The 19526-nt window shown below is 41.4% G+C and carries 18 protein-coding genes and 1 pseudogene; all 19 read left to right on the forward strand.

All coding sequences use genetic code 11. The features are described 5' to 3' along the window. Positions 1 to 294: transposase (locus BLR11_RS09410; RefSeq protein ID WP_143006424.1), on the forward strand; the 294-nt coding region annotated here is incomplete at its 5' end. Positions 295 to 395: 101 nt separating this feature from the next. Continuing rightward, positions 396 to 1043: an HAD hydrolase-like protein gene (locus BLR11_RS09415; protein WP_091651173.1), complete on the forward strand. Its 648-nt coding sequence runs from the start codon at positions 396 to 398 to the stop codon at positions 1041 to 1043. A gap of 22 nt (positions 1044 to 1065) precedes the next feature. After that, positions 1066 to 3987, forward strand: a complete 2922-nt coding sequence (locus BLR11_RS09420; protein WP_091651176.1) for an insulinase family protein — start codon at positions 1066 to 1068, stop codon at positions 3985 to 3987. A gap of 11 nt (positions 3988 to 3998) precedes the next feature. Further along, positions 3999 to 4943 carry a tRNA glutamyl-Q(34) synthetase GluQRS gene (gene gluQRS / locus BLR11_RS09425; RefSeq protein WP_091651178.1) on the forward strand — a complete coding sequence of 315 codons (945 nt, stop codon included), beginning with the start codon at positions 3999 to 4001 and terminating at the stop codon, positions 4941 to 4943. Between the two features lie 173 nt (positions 4944 to 5116). After that, a complete protein-coding gene (mraZ, locus tag BLR11_RS09430) occupies positions 5117 to 5557 on the forward strand; it encodes a division/cell wall cluster transcriptional repressor MraZ (RefSeq protein ID WP_091651181.1) in 441 nt (146 codons plus the stop codon). 8 nt (positions 5558 to 5565) lie between these two features. Further along, positions 5566 to 6498, forward strand: a complete 933-nt coding sequence (rsmH, locus tag BLR11_RS09435; protein ID WP_091651184.1) for a 16S rRNA (cytosine(1402)-N(4))-methyltransferase RsmH — start codon at positions 5566 to 5568, stop codon at positions 6496 to 6498. A gap of 54 nt (positions 6499 to 6552) precedes the next feature. Next, entirely contained in the window at positions 6553 to 6963 is a 411-nt protein-coding gene (locus BLR11_RS09440; RefSeq protein WP_091651185.1) for an FtsB/FtsL family cell division protein, read from the forward strand. A 96-nt stretch (positions 6964 to 7059) separates the two neighbouring features. Then, positions 7060 to 8547, forward strand: coding sequence for a UDP-N-acetylmuramoyl-L-alanyl-D-glutamate--2,6-diaminopimelate ligase (locus BLR11_RS09445; RefSeq protein WP_176762944.1), 1488 nt, complete (start codon positions 7060 to 7062; stop codon positions 8545 to 8547). A 2-nt stretch (positions 8548 to 8549) separates the two neighbouring features. Then, positions 8550 to 9935, forward strand: a complete 1386-nt coding sequence (locus tag BLR11_RS09450; RefSeq protein ID WP_091651191.1) for a UDP-N-acetylmuramoyl-tripeptide--D-alanyl-D-alanine ligase — start codon at positions 8550 to 8552, stop codon at positions 9933 to 9935. Beyond that, positions 9929 to 10897, forward strand: coding sequence for a phospho-N-acetylmuramoyl-pentapeptide-transferase (gene mraY / locus BLR11_RS09455; protein WP_091651193.1), 969 nt, complete (start codon positions 9929 to 9931; stop codon positions 10895 to 10897). Before BLR11_RS09450 ends, mraY begins: the two co-directional genes overlap by 7 nt. A gap of 21 nt (positions 10898 to 10918) precedes the next feature. Further along, on the forward strand, positions 10919 to 12283 hold the full coding sequence (gene murD, locus BLR11_RS09460; protein ID WP_091651195.1) for a UDP-N-acetylmuramoyl-L-alanine--D-glutamate ligase: 1365 nt from the start codon (positions 10919 to 10921) through the stop codon (positions 12281 to 12283). A gap of 40 nt (positions 12284 to 12323) precedes the next feature. Next, positions 12324 to 13442 (forward strand): undecaprenyldiphospho-muramoylpentapeptide beta-N-acetylglucosaminyltransferase, encoded by a 1119-nt coding sequence (gene murG, locus BLR11_RS09465; protein WP_091651198.1) that lies wholly within the window; start codon positions 12324 to 12326, stop codon positions 13440 to 13442. Between the two features lie 15 nt (positions 13443 to 13457). Further along, positions 13458 to 14822, forward strand: a pseudogene (gene murC / locus BLR11_RS14350) (UDP-N-acetylmuramate--L-alanine ligase); the annotation flags it as partial. A 21-nt stretch (positions 14823 to 14843) separates the two neighbouring features. After that, entirely contained in the window at positions 14844 to 15779 is a 936-nt protein-coding gene (locus tag BLR11_RS14485) for a D-alanine--D-alanine ligase family protein (protein ID WP_245675130.1), read from the forward strand. A 24-nt stretch (positions 15780 to 15803) separates the two neighbouring features. Further along, on the forward strand, positions 15804 to 16754 hold the full coding sequence (locus BLR11_RS09475; protein ID WP_091651204.1) for a cell division protein FtsQ/DivIB: 951 nt from the start codon (positions 15804 to 15806) through the stop codon (positions 16752 to 16754). A gap of 12 nt (positions 16755 to 16766) precedes the next feature. Continuing rightward, positions 16767 to 17444 carry a DUF881 domain-containing protein gene (locus BLR11_RS09480; RefSeq protein ID WP_245675128.1) on the forward strand — a complete coding sequence of 226 codons (678 nt, stop codon included), beginning with the start codon at positions 16767 to 16769 and terminating at the stop codon, positions 17442 to 17444. Then, entirely contained in the window at positions 17441 to 17785 is a 345-nt protein-coding gene (locus BLR11_RS09485) for a small basic family protein (protein ID WP_091651206.1), read from the forward strand. The genes BLR11_RS09480 and BLR11_RS09485 overlap by 4 nt, the downstream gene beginning before the upstream one ends. A 103-nt stretch (positions 17786 to 17888) precedes the next feature. Beyond that, complete coding sequence (ftsZ, locus tag BLR11_RS09490; protein ID WP_091651209.1) at positions 17889 to 18911, forward strand: cell division protein FtsZ; 1023 nt, start codon at positions 17889 to 17891, stop codon at positions 18909 to 18911. Between the two features lie 130 nt (positions 18912 to 19041). Then, on the forward strand, positions 19042 to 19509 hold the full coding sequence (gene nrdR / locus BLR11_RS09495; RefSeq protein WP_091651212.1) for a transcriptional regulator NrdR: 468 nt from the start codon (positions 19042 to 19044) through the stop codon (positions 19507 to 19509). The last annotated feature ends 17 nt before the right edge of the window (positions 19510 to 19526 follow it).

Raw genomic sequence — 19526 nt, forward strand, 5'->3', positions numbered from 1 at the left:
CCCAAGAAAGATGCTGTTAGAGACAAACGATTAGAATACAAAGACAATTGCGATCGCGTGGAAGTAGAACGAGCTTTCAGTTTAGCGAAACGTCGGTTTGGCCTTAGCCAAATCAGAACATATCTGAAAGAAACGACACAGAGTGTGATAGCGCTGTCTATTTTGGCACTGAACCTGAGAAAACTCCAGGCTATTCAGTGTACGCCAATTTTATTTTACCTACAGTTACTACTGTGGAAAGTAAAACGGGCCTTAAAATGGCTGCCGTGTCAAAAAGTGGTTTTTGCGCAGTAGACATTACGTAGATACAATAAGCATGGCGGTTGCTTCTTGTTTAGTTTACGCAGTAATGGTATCATAGTATTTGCAAAAGATTACCTATTCAGGAGGATTTTATGTTTAAACATGTATTATTTGATTTAGACGGAACACTTACTGATTCGCAGGAAGGTATTATCAAATCCGTCGAATATGCACTAGTCAAAATGGGAATAGATACAACAGGGAGACTGGATCCGGATGTAGTTGTCGGACCGCCGTTGATGCACACTTTCATGGAAACATATGGGTTTTCCAGGAAGATAGCCGAGAAAATATATGAATATTTTCAAGAACGGTATTCGACAGTCGGAAAGTTTGAAAATCGTCCATATGAGGGGATACTTGATTTATTAAAATTGCTGCATGAACAGGGGATATATTCGTATTTGGCGACGTCCAAGCCACAGATACATGCACAGGCAATTGTTGAAAAATTTGGATTTTTTCCATATTTGTCAATGATTTCCGGGAGTCAATTGGGAGGTACAGAAGATAAAGCCTTAATGATCAAGCGGGTACTTGACAGTATTGATTCTCCTGATGAAGGAACTGTCGTCATGGTAGGTGATCGCAAATATGATGCTATAGGTGCGCATAATCAACATATACCAGTCATCCTTGTGGAATACGGTTATGGATCTGAAGAAGAACGCAAGGCAAGCAGACCTGATTATATAGCTCCATCTGTAGCCGCACTGACGGATATATTACTTATGCATTGATAAAAAGAAAAGAGGTATATATATGAAATTGGAGGTACATTCTGTTTATAACGGTTTTCGTGTGGATCGTTCCATGTATGTAGAAGAAATACATAGTCAGGCTTATAGCTTAACTCATGTAAAGTCAGGAGCACGGGTTTTATATTTGGCCAATGATGATGATAACAAAGTTTTTTCTATTTCTTTCAAAACGCCGCCAACGGACAGCACGGGAGTACCGCATATTTGTGAGCATTCTGTACTTTGTGGTTCACGTAAATTTCCGCTTAAGGAACCCTTTGTCGAACTTGTCAAAGGATCATTGAACACCTTTTTGAATGCCATGACGTTTCCTGATAAAACAATGTATCCGGTAGCCAGCCGCAACGCAGCTGATTTTAAAAATCTTATGGATGTCTATTTGGATGCTGTTTTTTTCCCAAATATGCTAACGGATGAAGAAGTACTGATGCAGGAAGGCTGGCATTATGATATGGATGCTTCTGATGCTCCACTGACCTATCGCGGAGTAGTTTATAATGAAATGAAGGGGGCATTTTCTTCTCCAGATGCACTGATGGAACGACATGTCATGGAAAATCTTTTTCCCCAAACGGCATATGGAGTAGAGTCCGGCGGGGATCCAGATGATATTCCGAATTTGACACAGCAGGCTTTCGTGGCATTTCATGCCAAATTTTATCATCCTTCTAACAGTTATATTTTCCTTTATGGAGACATGGATATAGAAAAAACGCTGGAGTTTATAGATGGCGAATATCTTAGTAAATTTGATTGTATAGAGGTAAACTCGGAAATATACCGTCAAGTTCCTGTGCCTAGCACGGTAAAGTCATACCCGTATGGCATTGCTTCTGATGACAATGAAGAAGGGAAGACATTGCATACGCTGACATATGTTATTGATGATGCACTGAATCCAACAGTGGGACTGGCTTTTAAAGTACTGACCTATGTCTTGCTGCAATCTCCGGCTGCTCCTCTCAAAAAAGCATTGCTTGATGCGGGGGTTGGTAAAGATGTATCTGGTGATTTTCAAGATGGTATTCTTCAGCCGGTTTGGTCGGTGTCTGTGAATGGTTCTGAAAAAGAAGCGCAGGAAAAAATTATTCCTGTTGTACAAAACGTGTTGACAGATATGATTAAAACAGGGATTGATAAGACCCTGCTTATCGGAGCTTTGAACCGTACGGAGTTTACGCTGCGTGAAGCAGATTTTGCGGGTCGTCCCAAAGGCCTGATTTATGGAATCCGCTGCATGGATACATGGCTTTATGGGGGAGATCCTTTAGATACGCTAGCCTATGAAAATGATTTACAGGTATTGCGCCAAGGCATTGAAACCGGATATTATGAACACCTTATCGAAAAGTACATTTTAAAGAATCCGTATCATGCTTTGATTACCATGGTTCCGGAAAAAGGTTTTACAGAACGACATGATCAGGAAATCGCAGATTCATTGGAAGCATATAAAGCAGCATTGTCAAAAAGTGAAATTGATCATATTGTAGCCAAATCTCAAGCGTTAAAACAACGGCAAGCAACACCGGATTCCGCAGAAGCGTTGTTGTCTATTCCTACATTGCAGCGCAGCGATTTGGAATCGAAAGCAGAAAATGTAGTATTTCAAGTCGAAGACATGAGTAATATTCCTGTTTGCTATGTGCATGATGTTACAAATGGCATTGCCTATGTAAATGCATACTTTGATTTATATGGTTTTTCACGGGAAGAGTTATCTTATATATATCTTTTAAGTGACCTGATTGGTGATCTGGATACAACTTCCCACAGCTATGGCGAATTGGCATCGCAGATTGATTTATATACGGGGGGAATGGATTATAGCGTGTCCGCATATTCTGATATTCAGGATAATGAAGCATATACGCCTGTATTCCAGATAAAGACCAAAGTGTTAAGTCAAAATATCTCTAAACTGTTAGATTTGATGAAAGAGATTTCCCTGAACACGACATTTACTAATGCACAGCGTCTGCGGGAACTTATTGAAGAGACAAAATCCGGATGGGATATGGATGCGTTCCGTCGTGGTCATGTTATTGTGATGCATAGGGTATTGTCTTATCTTTCGGCTGTAGAGGGATTTTGTGATGCCGGAGAATTTTCTTATTATGAATTTATTACGGCAGCAGCTAAACAAGCAGGTCAAGATATAACGAAAATAGCTGACGGCTTGTCCCATGTTATGAAAAAGATATTTACCCAGTCTCGTATGACATTGGAAATTACCGGCAGTGAAGAAGATAAGGAAGTAGTCAAGAAACTTCTGCCGGCATGGCTTGCACAGATGCCTTTGGGAGAGAAGAATACAGTACTTTGCGACTTTTCTTGTAATAAGAAAAATGAAGGAATCATGACCAGTGGTAAAGTGCAGTATGTTGCTAAAGGAGGAAATTTCCGCCAGCACGGTTTTTCCTATACGGGGTCACTGCAGGTGTTGGAAACAATCTTGCAGTACGGATACTTGTGGACAAAAATTCGTGTTCAAGGCGGCGCATATGGTGCTTTCGCTAAATTTTATACGAATGGGGATATGGTTTTATGCTCGTATCGTGATCCTAATTTAAAGGATAGTATCCAAGTATATAACGAATTAGCGGAATATTTGTCTGCTTTTGATGTTTCAGAGCGAGAAATGACTAAATATGTTATTGGTACATTAAGCCGCATTGATATTCCTTTGACACCGTCTTTGCGGGGAGCTAAAGCTATGAACCGGTATTTCACGGGAAACACACAGGAAATGGCACAACAACGCCGCGATGAACTCTTGGCAACGACAGTTTCTGATATTCGGGCATTGGCACCATTAGTTAAAGCAGCTATGGCGGATAATTGCTTGTGTGTTATGGGAAATGAAACTGCCATTCGTCAGAATAAAGAACTGTTTGGAGAGCTTATTTCGTTGCCGGATTAAGAGGTGGGCATATGCGAGGTCGTTTTGCACCGAGTCCGACAGGGTATATGCACTTGGGGAATGTTTGGACTGCGTTTCTTTGCTGGTTGCAGGTACGACGCCACAGTGGTACCTTAGTGTTGCGCATTGAAGATATTGATGAACAGCGTTCAAAGAAAGAATATATGCAGGCATTGCTTTATGATCTGCACTGGCTGGGATTGGATTGGGATGAAGGTCCGGATATAGGGGGAATGTATGGTCCCTATGTGCAGCAGGAACGATATGATTTATATGAACGGGCATTATGTTACTTTCAACAGTTACAACTGATGTATCCTTGCTATTGCAGCCGGGCTCGGCTTCAATCTGTTGGAAGTGCTCCTCATATAGGTGAACTAAGTGTTTATGATGGACATTGTTATGGCATGAGTGAAAAAGAAAAATGTAAAATGACTAAGGATCCATCTTGGAGAATTCATGTTCCCGCACTGAATATTTCGTTTACTGATGGAATTTTAGGGTCGCAGAAGGAAAACTTAGCGGATACGTGCGGTGATTTTATAGTACGCCGCGCTGATGGAATGTATGCGTATCAACTGGCAGTCAGTGTTGATGACGGAGCGATGGGTATTACCCATGTCGTCAGGGGACAGGATCTGTTGTCTTCAACAGCACGACAGATATGGCTGCTGCGTCTATTGGGATATGATGTACCGCAATATACCCATGTACCCATGCTGGTAGATGAAGAAGGAAATCGGTTGTCAAAACGGCAGCGGGGAATTACAGTGCGCCAGCTTCGAGAACAAGGTGTAGCGGCTAATGAAATTTTATCATATTTGGCGTATCAGGGCGGACTTATTGAACACTATGAGAACTATGATAAAACGCAGTTGCTGCAATATTGCCGACTTGATAAACTGACACCTCATACAATTTTGATCCATTCAAATTTGCGCCAGTATATTCGATAGTATCGAAAAAATAGCAGTATATATAAGAAGGTATTGAAAGTCACTATGTGCAGACATGGTGACTTTTTTTGTATACATAAAAGTTTTTTTCTATTTTTTCCTATTTATGTTGTCATATAGTGGGAAATTGTGGTAAAATGTGGTAAAAAGTAGTGAAAGGAGATGACAGCATTATGTTTATGGGTGAACATTCGCATACAATTGACGCGAAAGGTAGATTGATATTGCCGGCTAAGTTCCGTGAAGAATTAGGCAGTTCGTTTATTGTTACCCGTGGACTGGAAGGCTGTCTTTCCGTATATACCATGGAATCGTGGACCGATTTTGCGCAGGCCATGCAGAAATTTACTACTTCAAAAGGGAATGTACGGGCTTTTAAGCGCTTTGTTTTTGGCAGTGCCGCCGAAGTGGAATTTGACCGACAGGGACGTATTCTTATACCTGGAAATTTACGCGAATATGCTCATTTGGAAAAAGAAGTCGTTGTATTGGGGACAGGAGACAAAGTCGAAATTTGGAGCAAAGCCGTATTTGATGAATATAATGCGAAAACAGTACCGGAAATGGAAGATATTGCGGAAACACTGGATAATTCTTTTGACATTAACTTTTAGGAGGCTCTATGGAATTTCATCATGTGAGCGTCCTGCTCAATGAAATGATAGATAATATTATAGGTGATCCCAATGGAGTATATGTAGACTGTACTCTTGGCGGCGGCGGCCATTCCAGGGCGCTTGCCGAGCGATTGTCCGATCAGGCAACACTTATTGGTTTAGATCAAGATAGCGATGCCATAACTGCAGCTGTAAATAAGCTGGAAGGCACTGCATGTCGATTTATTCCGGTGCAACGTAATTTTCAGGATATTGGAAATGTTCTTGATATGCTTTGTATTGAAAAAGTTGACGGAATTATGTTTGATTTAGGCGTATCCAGTTATCAGCTGGATACACCGGAACGAGGATTTTCTTATATGCAGGATGGTCCTTTGGATATGCGGATGAATCAATCACAAAAACAGAGTGCGTATGATGTGATTAATACATATAGTGAAGCGGATTTATACCGGATTATTAAAGATTACGGAGAAGAACGGTGGGCTAAGCGGATAGCGTCTTTTATTGTGGCGTCTCGAAATGAAAAGCCGATATGCCGGACAGAGGAACTTGTAAGAATAATTAAGAAAGCCGTACCCGCGGGTGCTCGTAAGGATGGACCGCATCCGGCCAAAAGAACTTTTCAGGCGATTCGAATTGAAGTAAATGATGAATTGGGAATTCTTAAAAATACATTTGAAACAGCGGCAGAGCGTCTTAAAACAGGCGGTCGTATTGCGGTTATTACCTTTCATTCACTGGAAGATCGTATTGCTAAACAGACCTTAAAGCGGATGGCGACTAACTGTATTTGTCCTCCGGGTATGCCTGTATGTACTTGTAATCATCATGCTATTTTGAAGGTATCTCGTCATGCTATTGAACCGGGAGATAAAGAGTTGGAATGCAACCCGCGTGCGCGAAGCGCAAAATTGCGTGTTGGGATTCGGATATAATATACCAGACGTATATAGATATATATTTTATAATTTGATCGGATGTGGTATAATATGCTAGCCAGAAAAGCAGGTTATTATAATTATCAAAACCAAGGCACGCGGACAATTGCTGTTCATTATACCGGAGATGCCGCATACGGTACGAGAGCGGAGGAACGCAAATTTTCCCAGGTTTTGTGGAAAACATTTGCTTTGATTGCTATTATAGGTATCTTGCTTTTGGCACATGTGGCTATTTCAGCAGCCGCAGCGAATAGTGGGTATAATTTGATGCGGGAAAAACAACAGGTACAACAATTTTATCGTGAAAATGTGGATTTACGATTGGATATTGCCAAAATGGAATCGCCGGACCGGATTTATTCTACGGCGACGCAAAAATTGGGAATGGTTGCACCCGGACAGGTGCTGTACGGCCCTTCATATGCAAAGAGCAGCGTGGGAAAACACGCAGGTAAATAGAGCAATATGAGCAGCCTTTTTCCGTAAGGCTGCTATTTGCATTTTTTGAAAATAGCTTGATTCAAACCGAAATCAGTTGTTTAGGAGGAATTTATGATGAAAACAATAGGAGAACTTTGTAAGATAATTAATGGAATATATAATATTAAAGGTAATGTCGAAAAGAAAATTACGGGGATTTCTTCTGACTCCAGAAAAATAGAAGCAGGCGATTTATTTATCTGCCTGCCTGGAGTACATGTTGATGGATCTGTTTTTGCCAAACAAGCAGTGGAAAAAGGTGCTGCTGCTGTGTTGACCACCAAACATCTGGATTTGCCGCCGCAAGTTGTACAAATTACAGTACACAATATTCATGAAGCGATGGAAGATGTTGTTCCGTATTTTTATGATTATCCAGGTAAAAAAATGCGTATGATAGGAGTTACAGGAACAAATGGAAAAACGACAACGACGCATATTATTGCTCATATTTTGCGTAGTGCCGGATATCATGTCGGTGTTATTGGAACGATTCATGCCCTTATTGACGATGAAGAATTGCCTATTCATAATACGACTCCGGATGTTGTAGAATTACAACAATTTTTATCGCTTATGTATGAAAAAGGAATTACCCACGTGGTTATGGAAGTATCGAGTCATGCTTTAGATATGAAACGTGTGGCGGGGTGTGAATACGATACTGCGGTGTTCACGAATTTGACACAAGACCATTTGGATTATCATAAAACCTTTGAAAATTATTTGGCAGCTAAGGAAAAGCTTTTTCAAGGATTAAGTTCTGGTGAACATGTTAAAGATAATAAGACTGCAATTGTTAACATTGACGATCCTTATGGAAAAGATATTCTCGGTGTTTGCAAATGCAAGGTATTGACCTATGGAGTTGAAAAGGAAGCAGATCTTAAGGGTGCTAACTTGAAAGTAGAGTTAAAGAGTTCTTCCTTTGATGTGACGGGACCATTTGGAAGTGTTTCTCTCCATATGCAGATTACAGGATTATTTAATGTATACAACACCTTGGCAGCTATTGGAGCTGCCCATGCAGAAGGGGTTTCTACAGAAATTATTGACAAAGCGATCCAAACCTTTCATTCTGTGCCAGGACGTTTTGAACTTGTAGAAGAAGGACAAGATTTTGCAGTTATTGTTGATTATTCGCACACTCCGGATAGTTTGGAAAAAGCACTTACAACAGCGCGAGCAATGAATCCGAAACGGATTATTGCCGTATTCGGATGTGGGGGGGATCGAGACCGGACAAAACGTCCCATTATGGGCCGCATTGCTGCAGAATATGCAGATATTCCTATCGTTACATCTGATAATCCTCGGTCAGAAAACCCGGAAGATATTGTTAAAGAAGTAGAAAAGGGTGTACTGGAAGGATTAAAAGAAGGACAACATCATGAAGTTATCGTAGATAGGCGATCAGCCATTTGCCGAGCTGTAGCAATAGCTCAAAGCGGGGATATCATTTTGATTGCCGGAAAAGGTCATGAAACATATCAGATTTTGAACAGCGGGACTATTCATTTTGATGACCGTGAGGTAGCTCGTGACGCGATAAAGGGGAGATGAACATGGCAGCCTTTACGATACAAGAAGTTGAGAAAGCAACAGAAGGAACAGTATCATATCCAATTCAAGATGAAATGTTTTTTTCTAAAGTAGAAACGGATACAAGAAATATAGGTCCCGGATCGTTATTTGTTGCGCTGAAAGGTGAAAAATTTGATGGGCATGACTTTGTATGCCAAGCGCGTGATAATGGGGCGACCGGTGCAGTTGTACAGGAATATAGAGAAGAATATAAGAAAGATAATTTTGCTGTTATTCTTGTTGCCAACACAGTAACCGCATATCAGGGATTAGCAAGGTTCCATCGGCGGCGTTTTGATATTCCCATTGTGGCTGTAACGGGCTCTGTGGGTAAAACGACAACACGTAATATGATTGCGTCTGTTTTGGCACAGAAATATACTGTTTTGCAGACAGAAAAAAATTTTAATAATGAAATTGGGTTGCCGAAGACATTGCTGCAGTTAACGGAAAATCACGGTGCTTGCGTTGTGGAAATGGGAATGCGCGGACTGGGACAAATTGCTGATTTAGCGGCTGTAGCGGAACCGACGGTTGGCGTTGTGACTAATGTGGGAAAAAGTCATATTGAACTGCTGGGATCTCAGGCCAACATTGCCAAAGCGAAAAGTGAACTAGTCAAAGCTCTGACGGAAAATGGGGCGGCAATTTTAAATCAGGATGATCCGTATACTGCGGCCATGGCTGATTTGTGCAAAGGAAAAGTTGTCAGTTTTGGCTTGGGTAATGATGCTGTTATACAGGGAAGCCGCATTTTTATGGATGAGCAGGGTGTACATTTTACGTGCCGCTGTTTTGATGAAATGTTTGACGTATTGATTCCATCTCTGGGAGAACATAATGTTTACAATGCGTTGGCGGCTATTTCTGTAGGTCGGATACTGGGGCTTTCAGATAGAAAAATGCAAAAAGGACTGCTTGAGTATCAAAGCGAAGCAATGCGGCAGGAATTGATACGTATTGGATCGTATACGTTTATTAATGATGCGTATAATGCCAATCCTGCGTCGATGCAAGAAGCGGTCAGAACTCTTGCAAAACTTGGAAAAGGTCGTAAAATTGCTGTTCTTGGTGATATGTTAGAGCTGGGTGATTGGGCGCAGAAGGAGCATGAAAAAATTGGTATTGAAGCCGCTGCATTAGGGATTGATGCGATAATAGCGTTGGGACCTCTTGCTGAGTATATTGCATCGGCAGCTGAAAATGCTGGAATGATCGAAGTGCATACAGTAGAAAATCATGCAGCAGCGGCATCTTGTTTAAAGCATATCCTTCAGCCGGGAGATACCGTTCTTCTTAAAGGATCACGAGGAATGGCGATGGAGAAGATACTGCCTTATTTTGAAAGGAAGTCATGTGAATGTTAAATACGCTGATCTATGGATTTGCAGTCAGCTTGGTCATAGCACTGGCATTAGGTCCATTTGTTATACGGGAATTAAAATCCTTTCACGCTCGTCAATCGGAGCGGGAAGAAGGACCGGCGAGCCATAAAATAAAAGCGGGGACTCCAACTATGGGAGGCGTTTTAATTTTAACGGCTTTAGTGGTATCTTGTTTGGTTTTTGATCCGCTGGATCTGCGTAAGGGATTGGCCCTGTTTTTGACATTAGGTCATGGAGCAATTGGTTTTTTAGACGATGGAATCAAATCATTGAAGCATCGGAACTTGGGTCTTACGGCAAAGCAAAAATTGATCGGGCAGTTTATTATGGCAGCAATGTTCTGCGGTATCTTAAAAGTATATTTGGATTTTCCTACGACGTTGTGGATACCATTTACAAACTGGCATATTGAAATTGGTATATTCTATTACTTGTTTGTCTTTGTGATGATAGTCGGAACGAGTAATGCCGTGAATCTTACCGATGGACTAGATGGTTTGGCAGCCGGTTCTTGTGCAATTACTTCTGTGGCGTATGTAGTTATTGCTGTGGCTTTGGGATATATTAATTTTGCCGTATTTTGCGCAGCTATGGCCGGAGCTTGTTTAGGATTTTTATTTTATAACCAGCATCCGGCAAAAATGTTTATGGGTGATACGGGTTCCTTGGCATTAGGGGGAGCATTGGCGGCAATGGCAATTCTTACGAAAACGGAATTGCTTCTTATTATAGCCGGCGGTTTATACGTGATTGAAGCATTATCGGTAATTATACAGGTTACTTCCTTTAAGACTCGGGGGGTACGTGTGTTTAAGATGAGTCCGATCCACCATCATTTTGAATTATCAGGGTGGAGTGAAGTGAAAGTTGTTACGGTTTTTTGGAGTTTTTCAGCAATAATGGCAATTATTGCCATTATTATTGTATTGTCCACGACTAATTAATAATTAAAAGAGGCGTTTTCAATGAGTATAATGGATTTTTCTGGTAAGACTGTACTGGTTATTGGTGCTGGAATCAGTGGCAAAGCTGCAGCACGTGTATTGGCTGGACATGGTGCATCAGTTATTTTAAATGATATGAAGAAAATTGATGCATCGGAAGAACCGTGGACGATTCTTGCCGCATCGGGTGTGAAGCTTGTTTTTGGCAGCCAGGAAACGTCTCTTCTTGATACAACGGATATTGTTGTACCTTCTCCTGTTATTTCTCCGGAAATTCCTATTATGCGGGAAGCGGTAAAAAGAGGGATCCCTATTTGGAGTGAAGTAGAAGTAGCGAGCCGTGTTACGGATGCAGATATCCTCGGAGTGACGGGTACTAATGGTAAAACGACTACGACTACGTTGCTTGGAAAAATTATGGAAGCAACTGGACGACATACTGTAGTAGGCGGCAATATTGGTATTGGACTTTCGGAACAAGCAGCGGATTTACCTGCAGGAGATGTGGTTGTTGCAGAACTTTCCAGTTTTCAACTTGAAAATACCCAGACACTTAGACCTAAAGCTGCTTGTGTACTGAACATTACGCCAGATCATATGGATCGGCATCATACAATGGAAGCGTATGCTGCTGCAAAAGAACGTATTTTTCGTAATCAGACCAAACAGGAAACCGCTGTTTTGAATTATGATGATCCACTGGTCAGACAAATGGAGAAGAATATACAAAGTAGGATTTTATATTTTTCAACAAATACAGAAGTTCCTGCGGGTGCTTTCTTGCGAAATGAAGAATTGATTCTGAGAATCAATGGCAGCGATACATGTATATGCCGGACGAATGAACTGAAATTATTCGGCAAGCATAATATTCAAAATTGTTTAGCTGCTTTTTTGATTGCATATGCTGCGGGAGCACCGCTTGCGGTTATTCGTAAAGTTCTTAAAGAATTCAGCGGAGTGGAACATCGCATTGAATTTGTACGTACGATTCAAGGAGTTCCATATTATAACGATAGTAAAGGAACCAATACGGATGCATCTATTAAGGCATTGGAAGCGTTTTCCGGACATGTTATTCTTATTGCCGGGGGACATGATAAAATGACTCCTCTTGATACATTCATGCAGCTGGCAGCAAAAAAAGTGGATATACTGATTTTAGTCGGTGAAGCGGGCGACCGATTTGAAAAAGAGGCTCGCAAGGCTGGGGTGAAAACTATTTACCGCGCCGGGTTTGATATGGAAAAGGCCGTAGGAATGGCTCGAAACATGGCAGCGGCACCACAAGTAATATTGTTGTCACCTGCGTGTTCCAGCTACGATATGTATGACAATTTTGAACAGCGCGGCGACGATTTTAAACGAATTGTCTGGTCGCTATAGTATGTAGTATAAGCTGAAGTGAAAATAGGGAGGAAGAGGCATGCGTCGTGTCATTATATCCGGTGGAGGAACAGGTGGTCATATCTATCCCGCGATTACCATTGCCAGATCTATTGCAGATATTGAACCGACAGAGTTTTTATATGTGGGTTCTAAAGTTGGCTTGGAAAATACGCTGATACCTAAAGAAGGGCTGCCTTTTGTCACGCTGGATGTACGAGGATTGGAACGAAAAATATCTATTCGCAATATGGTTACATTGAAAAAAACTGTTGGCAGTATGGTACAAGCCCGATGGTTATTACATAAATTTAAGCCACAAGTCGTTATTGGAACCGGAGGATTTGTTTGCGGTCCGGTACTTTTAGCGGCTAGTTTAAGCGGGATACCCACACTTATTCAGGAACAAAATGTTATTCCGGGTATTACCAATACAATTTTAAGTAAATTTGTCGATGTTGTGGCACTCGGTTATGAAGAAGCTTCTGGCCGTTTTAATCAAAAAACAAAATTGGTAGTTACCGGAAATCCTGTCCGTAAAGATATTTTAACTGTATCTAAAAAGACAGGACGGGCTTTTTTGGGATTAGATCCGGGAAAATTTACAATTTTGGTTGCTGGTGGCAGCCGTGGTGCTCGTACAATTAATACAGCCATGGTAGAAGCGCATCAGTACTTTAAAGATGATCCGGATATACAGATTTTACATGTGACGGGAAATGCTGAATATGAACAGGTTGTGGAACAACTTCCGGGAATTAGTGAAAAAGGGAAGTATGGTTCAGGGAGTTATATTATTCCATATCTTCACCATATGCCAGAAGCACTGGCAGCGGCGGATCTAGCGGTATATCGTGCGGGAGCAGTGGGATTGGCGGAATTGACTGTACGAGGACTGCCTTCCATATTGATACCCTATCCCTATGCAGCCGAAGATCATCAGCGATATAATGCGCAGGCTTTGGTCATGTGCGGTGCTGCAAAAATGATTTTAGATAAGATGCTTACAGGACGGGAACTTATTGAAGAAATCGTTCATTTAAAAAACGATCCTGTGGCTTTGAAACGAATGGCTGAAGCCAGTAAGTCTTTGGGAAAGCCTAAGGCTGCATATGATATCGCAAAGTTGGCATTGTCCATCGCACGCGACTCAAAATAAAGGGAGTGCATACACATGTTGAATACTGTGAAAAAAGTACATTTTATAGGAATAGCCGGCGCCGGTATGAGAGCGATTGCGAATGTTTTGCTGCAAAAGGGATATTATATTTCCGGGTCTGATGTAAAGCAATCCGCTATTACAGAACGATTCGCTCAGCAGGGCGCACGTATTTGTATTGGACAGAAACCGGAAAATCTGCAAGATGCAGAACTGGTTGTTGTTTCTTCGGCAATTCACGAAGATAACGTAGAACTGCAGGAAGCACATAGGCGTAATATACCCGTTATCCATCGATCCGATGCATTGTTGGATATTATGAGCTGGGGAAAGGGAATTGCCATAGCTGGAGCACACGGAAAAACAACTACATCCTCTATGCTGGGACAGATTTTTGTAGAAGGGGGAACAGATCCGACTGTTGTCATTGGAGGAGAAGTAGATTACCTTCACGCTAATTCTGTATTAGGAAAAGGCGAATATGTCATTGCAGAAGCTGATGAAAGTGATGGATCCTTTGTAAAATTTAACCCTTATATTGCAGTGGTTACTAATATTGATGCCGACCATATGGATCATTACGGCTCTTTGGATAATGTCATCAATGCGTTTAAGGTTTTTATACAGAAACTTGACCCAAAGGAAGGAATGGCAGTTCTTTGTTTTGACAATGAACATATCCGCAATCTGGCCCCTGCCTTAAACCGCCGTTATATATCCTACGGAATAGAAAATCAGGCGGACTACACAGCAGATCATATCCATTATGAAAAAGGCCGACTTTGTTTTGATGTGTATCATCATGATAAAAAAATGGGAACAATGAATCTTTTTGTGCCGGGACGCCACAACGTGCTGAATACATTGGCTGCTGTTGCAGTAGCGGATGCTTGTGGTATTCCTTTTGAAAAGATCTCAGAAGCCATGTCGCATTTTCATGGAGCAAAACGCCGTTTTCAGACGAAAGGGTATGTTGGCGATGTTTGGGTCGTTGATGATTACGGACATCATCCTGCTGAAATTAATGCCACGTTAACGGCCGCTAAAGATATAGGAACCCATCGTATTGTCTGTGTATTTCAACCGCACCGGTATACGCGAACGCAATTACTGGTGGATCGTTTTGGCGGAGCATTTAAAAATGCAGATTTGCTTATTGTTACAGATATATACAGCGCTGGCGAAACACCAATTCCGAATGTAACTGGAGAAATTATTGCCAATAAGGTTGTTGAAACAACAGGACAAGAGGTTTTGTATATTCCTAATAAAGAAGACGTAGTAGAATATTTGAAAAAATTTGCTCAACCGAAAGAAATGATTATTACTATGGGGGCTGGCGATATTTACCGTGTGGGAGAACAATATATTGCTGAATCAAGCGGTGAAGATACGAGCAATATTGATGTAAAAACTAAAAAAATTGCCGTTGTTGTCGGCGGACCTTCGACGGAAGCTGCTGTCTCTCGTAATACAGGCGGGGCGATTGCCAAAGCTCTCATTTCTAAAGGATATCAAGTTACCGTAATGGAATTGAATCCACATATGCTGGCCCAACAGCTGATAGATGAAAAAATTGATATTGTATTTAATGCACTGCATGGCCGGTATGGGGAAGATGGTCTGATACAGGGATTATGTGAAATGATGGGAATTCCGTATACTGGCTCCGGAGTTATGGCCAGTGCTGTAGGCATGAATAAAGTGATGAGCAAATGTGCTTTTCAAGGTGCAGGAATTGCTACCGCACCTTTCTCGTATTACTTTGAAAATCAAGGGTTAGATACTATCGCTGAAGATATTACGAAACGATTTGGTTTTCCTGTGGTTATAAAATCCGCAGGGCAGGGGTCGAGTATCGGTACTGTTATTGTCGATGCACAAACTAAAGTTAAATCGGCATTAGTGGAAGCGTTTAAATATGGAAAATCACTGATTGCAGAGTCTTTTATTGATGGGGATGAATTTACTGTCGCGGTTATGGATAATATGGTATTCCCTGTTATTCAAATTGTATCGAGTACTGGTAAATACGATTATTATTCAAAATATACACCTGGGGTGACAAAACATCTCTGTCCAGCGCCGATTTCGGAAAATTTGACAAAAAAAATGCAGGATTTAGCAATGCAAGTCTTTCATTTATGCCATTGCAATGGTGTAGCACGTGTCGATTTTATGACGGATGCAGGGGAAAATCCTTTTGTTTTGGAAATTAATACCGTTCCAGGAATGACCAGTACAAGTTTGGTTCCCGATGCAGCAAGAGCCATGGGAATATCCTTTGAAGAATTATGTGAAAATATATTGCTGGAAGCAGCAGTTGGTAAATTTTAATTATAATGTTGGTGAGATTTTGTGATGAAAAATGATGAGAAAGATATCTTTTCTATTCCAATACTGAATACGGATGATGTACAGTCTCATCAGGATGTGTCGGAGACGTTGCTGCCTCAGGATAAATTTATTCCTCCGGAAGTACCGGACGACCCGTTGAGAAAAACTGTTTCTGATGGAGCAGAAACAGAACAGCCGCATAAGGAGCAGATCGAGGCTAAGAGCGTACTGCATTCCGGCAAATACAAAAAAAAACGGCGGACAGGAGACTTGCAGCACCGGTATCGGTTATTTGTTATACTGGCGGTCATATTGGTTTTTTTACTGTGGCTTCTTTTGCGTTTTTCTCCGGTATCCTTTGGCCGTGTGATTGTAGATGGCAACAGTACTATGTCAAATGAGGCTGTTTACCGCAGCTGCGGCATTGTCGGTCCCGTTAATGTAGTTCAATTGTCACCAGATACAATGAAGGATAATCTGAGCAATGATCTGCGTGTTGCACGAGTTGAAGTAGTACGCGAGTTTCCTGCGACGATTCACGTTACCATAGAAGAACGCAAGCCTATAGCTGTTATGACGACGATGTATGGTTTTGCGTATTTGGATGCTAATGGTGTAGTTATTCAGCTGGGACAGAGAATTAAGGGCATATCTGTGCCTCTTTTTACAGGTAAAAAAATGGACACACTCCTTTTGGGAGATGTTATAAAAAATGGTTCGGTTCGGGATTCTTTGACATATTTACAGAATCTATCTCCTGAATATTTAAATCAAGTAGCGGAAGTAAATGTGGGAAATCCGGATAAGATTACGGTATATACATCGGATTCTATTCCTATCTACTTAGGAAATGGCGATCATCCGGAACAACGAGCTCATATTACAGAGGAACTGCTGCAGGAGGTCAAAAATAACCGTTTATCTGTTGCGTATATTGACAGTGATGTTCAAGCACCTCTGGTGAAGAGTAAATAGAAAGGAAAGACTGTGAGAGTACAAGAAGGAAAAATTGCGATTACGTTTGCCTGCGTATTATTGGGAATCATGCTGGTTACACAATATAAAGCGGCACAGAGCGTACTGCCTGTCACTTCGCAGCGTGCGGACGAACTTATTTCCAAGGTCAGGGACTTGGAGGCTGACAATAAGTCTCTGAAGAAACAAATCAGCGAACTTGGTGGGGATAAAGACACGCAATTACAGGAACTTCGCTATGATGCGGGAGTTTTGCCTGTAGAAGGGCCTGGTATTATCGTGACGCTGGATGATAGTACGCAGCCTAAAATGCAGGGGACTAATCCTAATTTATATATTATTCATGATGAAGATTTACTGCGTATTGTCAATGAACTCCGGGCTGCAGGGGCAGAGGCATTATCAATCAATGGGCAGCGATTGATTGGTACATCGGAAATTCGATGTGTAGGGCCTAACATCAATATTAATGGTAAAATATTATCACCGCCCTTTGAAATCAAAGCTATCGGTGATATGCATTCGTTATCAGGAGCACTTAATCTGCGTGGCGGAGTCAAAGAAAGCTTAAAATATTGGGGAATTGAATTGCAAATCCGAAAATTGGAAATGATCGTTGTTCCTGCATATGAAGGCGCATTCCGTCACGAATATGCTCGTATTTCCAAAAAGGAGGCAGATAATTCATGATATATCCGATAATCGGTATGGCTATGGGGATATGCATAGGCATTATAATGCCTGATTTGTCTGTTTCTCCTGATATGGCAAAACTGCTGGCGACGGCTTTGCTGGCCTGTCTTGATTCCGTATTTGGCGGAATACGGGCGACCTTGAATAAAAATTTTAATAACAGGATGTTTTTAGTTGGATTTTTTTCAAATGCATTTATGGCCGCAATTTTTGTATTCGTCGGATTACGGTTGGGTATAGATTTATATTTTGTTGTGCTTATTACCTTTGGTATGCGTATTTTTCAAAATATGGCCCGGATTCGCAGAAAACTCCTAGTTTATAAGCCTGAGAAATGAAATTAATTTAAAAATAATGTGGATTAATTCCTTTAGATAGTGTAAAATAATAAGGAAATCCTATCTAAAAGTACAAGTATGCATATTCGAAGGAGGAAACAATATGGCAGAGTTTGCAAATATAAAGGTTATTGGTGTCGGCGGTGGCGGAAATAACGCTGTCAATCGTATGATAGAAAGCGGTTTACAGGGTGTTCAGTTTATTTCCGTCAATACAGAGGATCAGGTATTGGAAGTATCCAAAGCTGATGTGAAAATTCAGATTGGTGAAAAGCTGACTCGCGGTCTCGGTGCTGGTGCTAATCCCCAAATCGGCGAACAGGCTGCTCTTGAAAGCAAGGAAGAAATTATAAAAGCTCTTCAGGGAGCTGATATGGTGTTTGTAACGGCCGGCATGGGCGGCGGTACAGGTACGGGCGCAGCGCCTATTGTTGCTGAATGTGCTAAAGAAATGGGAGCTCTTACTGTTGCAGTAGTAACTAAGCCGTTTGCTTTTGAAGGCAAACGTCGTAAGGAACAGGCTGAAAAAGGTGCGGCGTATTTAAAAGAAAAAGTAGATACGATTATTACGATTCCCAACGATAAATTACTTCAGATTATTGACAAAAAGACACCTCTTAAAGATGCGTTTTTGGTGGCTGATGATGTATTACGTCAAGGTGTACAGGGCATTTCCGATTTGATTACAACAACTGGTTTGATTAATCTTGATTTTGCTGATGTGAAAACGATTATGCTTGATCAGGGAGAAGCCATTATGGGTATCGGTATCGGATCGGGTGAAAACCGTGCTACGGAAGCTGTTGATGGCGCTATTCACAGTGCTCTTCTGGAAACCAGTATTGATGGAGCGCAAAGTATATTGCTCAATGTTACGGGCGGTCCGGATATCAGCTTGTATGAAATTAATGAAGCAGCTGAAAAGGTTGCAGAAGCAGTTGATCCCGACGCTAATATCATTTTTGGTTCTGTTATCGATCCGGATATGGAAGATTCTATTCGCATTACCGTTGTGGCTACCGGTTTTGGCAAGGAACCATCGACGATTCCTTCCTTTGGGCAATCTGGTACAGTGAACGATAAAAAGGAAGCAAGTGGTGTGGAAATTCCTACGTGGATGAGATAATCAATGAATGTAAGCGGGTCCCGTCGGGCCCGCTTTTTTGCTAGAATAGCAGGAGTTTTAAAGAAGTGTGTAGAATTGTAACTTAAGATTGTTGAAAAATAATTTTTTAAATGTCTGTAGGAGGCAAATTATGAGATGTCCATTTTGCAAGAGCGACGATACGAAGGTTACGGATTCGCGGGCGACTGATGACGGCAATGCTATCCGCCGCCGCCGTGAATGTCAAAAATGCGGACGTCGATTTACGACGTATGAGATGGTAGAAGAGGTACCTCTAGTAGTCATAAAAAAAGACGGCAGTCGAGAATTGTTCGATCGCAATAAAATTCTGAATGGCTTATTGCGCGCTTGCAATAAACGCATGGTTACGATGCAGCAATTAGATGGTATCGTTTCTCGTGTAGAACATAAGATTCGAAACTCTTTAGTTCAGGAAGTAACGAGTGTAAAAATCGGGGAAATGGTTCTTGATGAGCTGCAGAGTATGGATTTAGTGGCATATATCCGGTTTGCTTCCGTGTATCGTCAATTTGCTGATTTGGATAGTTTTATGGCAGAATTGAAACGCCTCACGGATAACAGGCATAAAAAAGTCTGAGATCGTAAAAGGAGTTT

The organism is Megasphaera paucivorans (assembly GCF_900103535.1).
GTDB lineage: Bacteria > Bacillota > Negativicutes > Veillonellales > Megasphaeraceae > Megasphaera_A > Megasphaera_A paucivorans.

Coding starts and splice junctions, on each gene's coding strand:
- BLR11_RS09415 (WP_091651173.1), top strand. CDS start 396: ATGTTTAAACATGTATTATTTGATTTAGACGGAACACTTACTGATTCG.
- BLR11_RS09420 (WP_091651176.1), top strand. CDS start 1,066: ATGAAATTGGAGGTACATTCTGTTTATAACGGTTTTCGTGTGGATCGT.
- gluQRS (WP_091651178.1), top strand. CDS start 3,999: ATGCGAGGTCGTTTTGCACCGAGTCCGACAGGGTATATGCACTTGGGG.
- mraZ (WP_091651181.1), top strand. CDS start 5,117: ATGTTTATGGGTGAACATTCGCATACAATTGACGCGAAAGGTAGATTG.
- rsmH (WP_091651184.1), top strand. CDS start 5,566: ATGGAATTTCATCATGTGAGCGTCCTGCTCAATGAAATGATAGATAAT.
- BLR11_RS09440 (WP_091651185.1), top strand. CDS start 6,553: ATGCTAGCCAGAAAAGCAGGTTATTATAATTATCAAAACCAAGGCACG.
- BLR11_RS09445 (WP_176762944.1), top strand. CDS start 7,060: ATGAAAACAATAGGAGAACTTTGTAAGATAATTAATGGAATATATAAT.
- BLR11_RS09450 (WP_091651191.1), top strand. CDS start 8,550: ATGGCAGCCTTTACGATACAAGAAGTTGAGAAAGCAACAGAAGGAACA.
- mraY (WP_091651193.1), top strand. CDS start 9,929: ATGTTAAATACGCTGATCTATGGATTTGCAGTCAGCTTGGTCATAGCA.
- murD (WP_091651195.1), top strand. CDS start 10,919: ATGAGTATAATGGATTTTTCTGGTAAGACTGTACTGGTTATTGGTGCT.
- murG (WP_091651198.1), top strand. CDS start 12,324: ATGCGTCGTGTCATTATATCCGGTGGAGGAACAGGTGGTCATATCTAT.
- BLR11_RS09475 (WP_091651204.1), top strand. CDS start 15,804: ATGAAAAATGATGAGAAAGATATCTTTTCTATTCCAATACTGAATACG.
- BLR11_RS09485 (WP_091651206.1), top strand. CDS start 17,441: ATGATATATCCGATAATCGGTATGGCTATGGGGATATGCATAGGCATT.
- ftsZ (WP_091651209.1), top strand. CDS start 17,889: ATGGCAGAGTTTGCAAATATAAAGGTTATTGGTGTCGGCGGTGGCGGA.
- nrdR (WP_091651212.1), top strand. CDS start 19,042: ATGAGATGTCCATTTTGCAAGAGCGACGATACGAAGGTTACGGATTCG.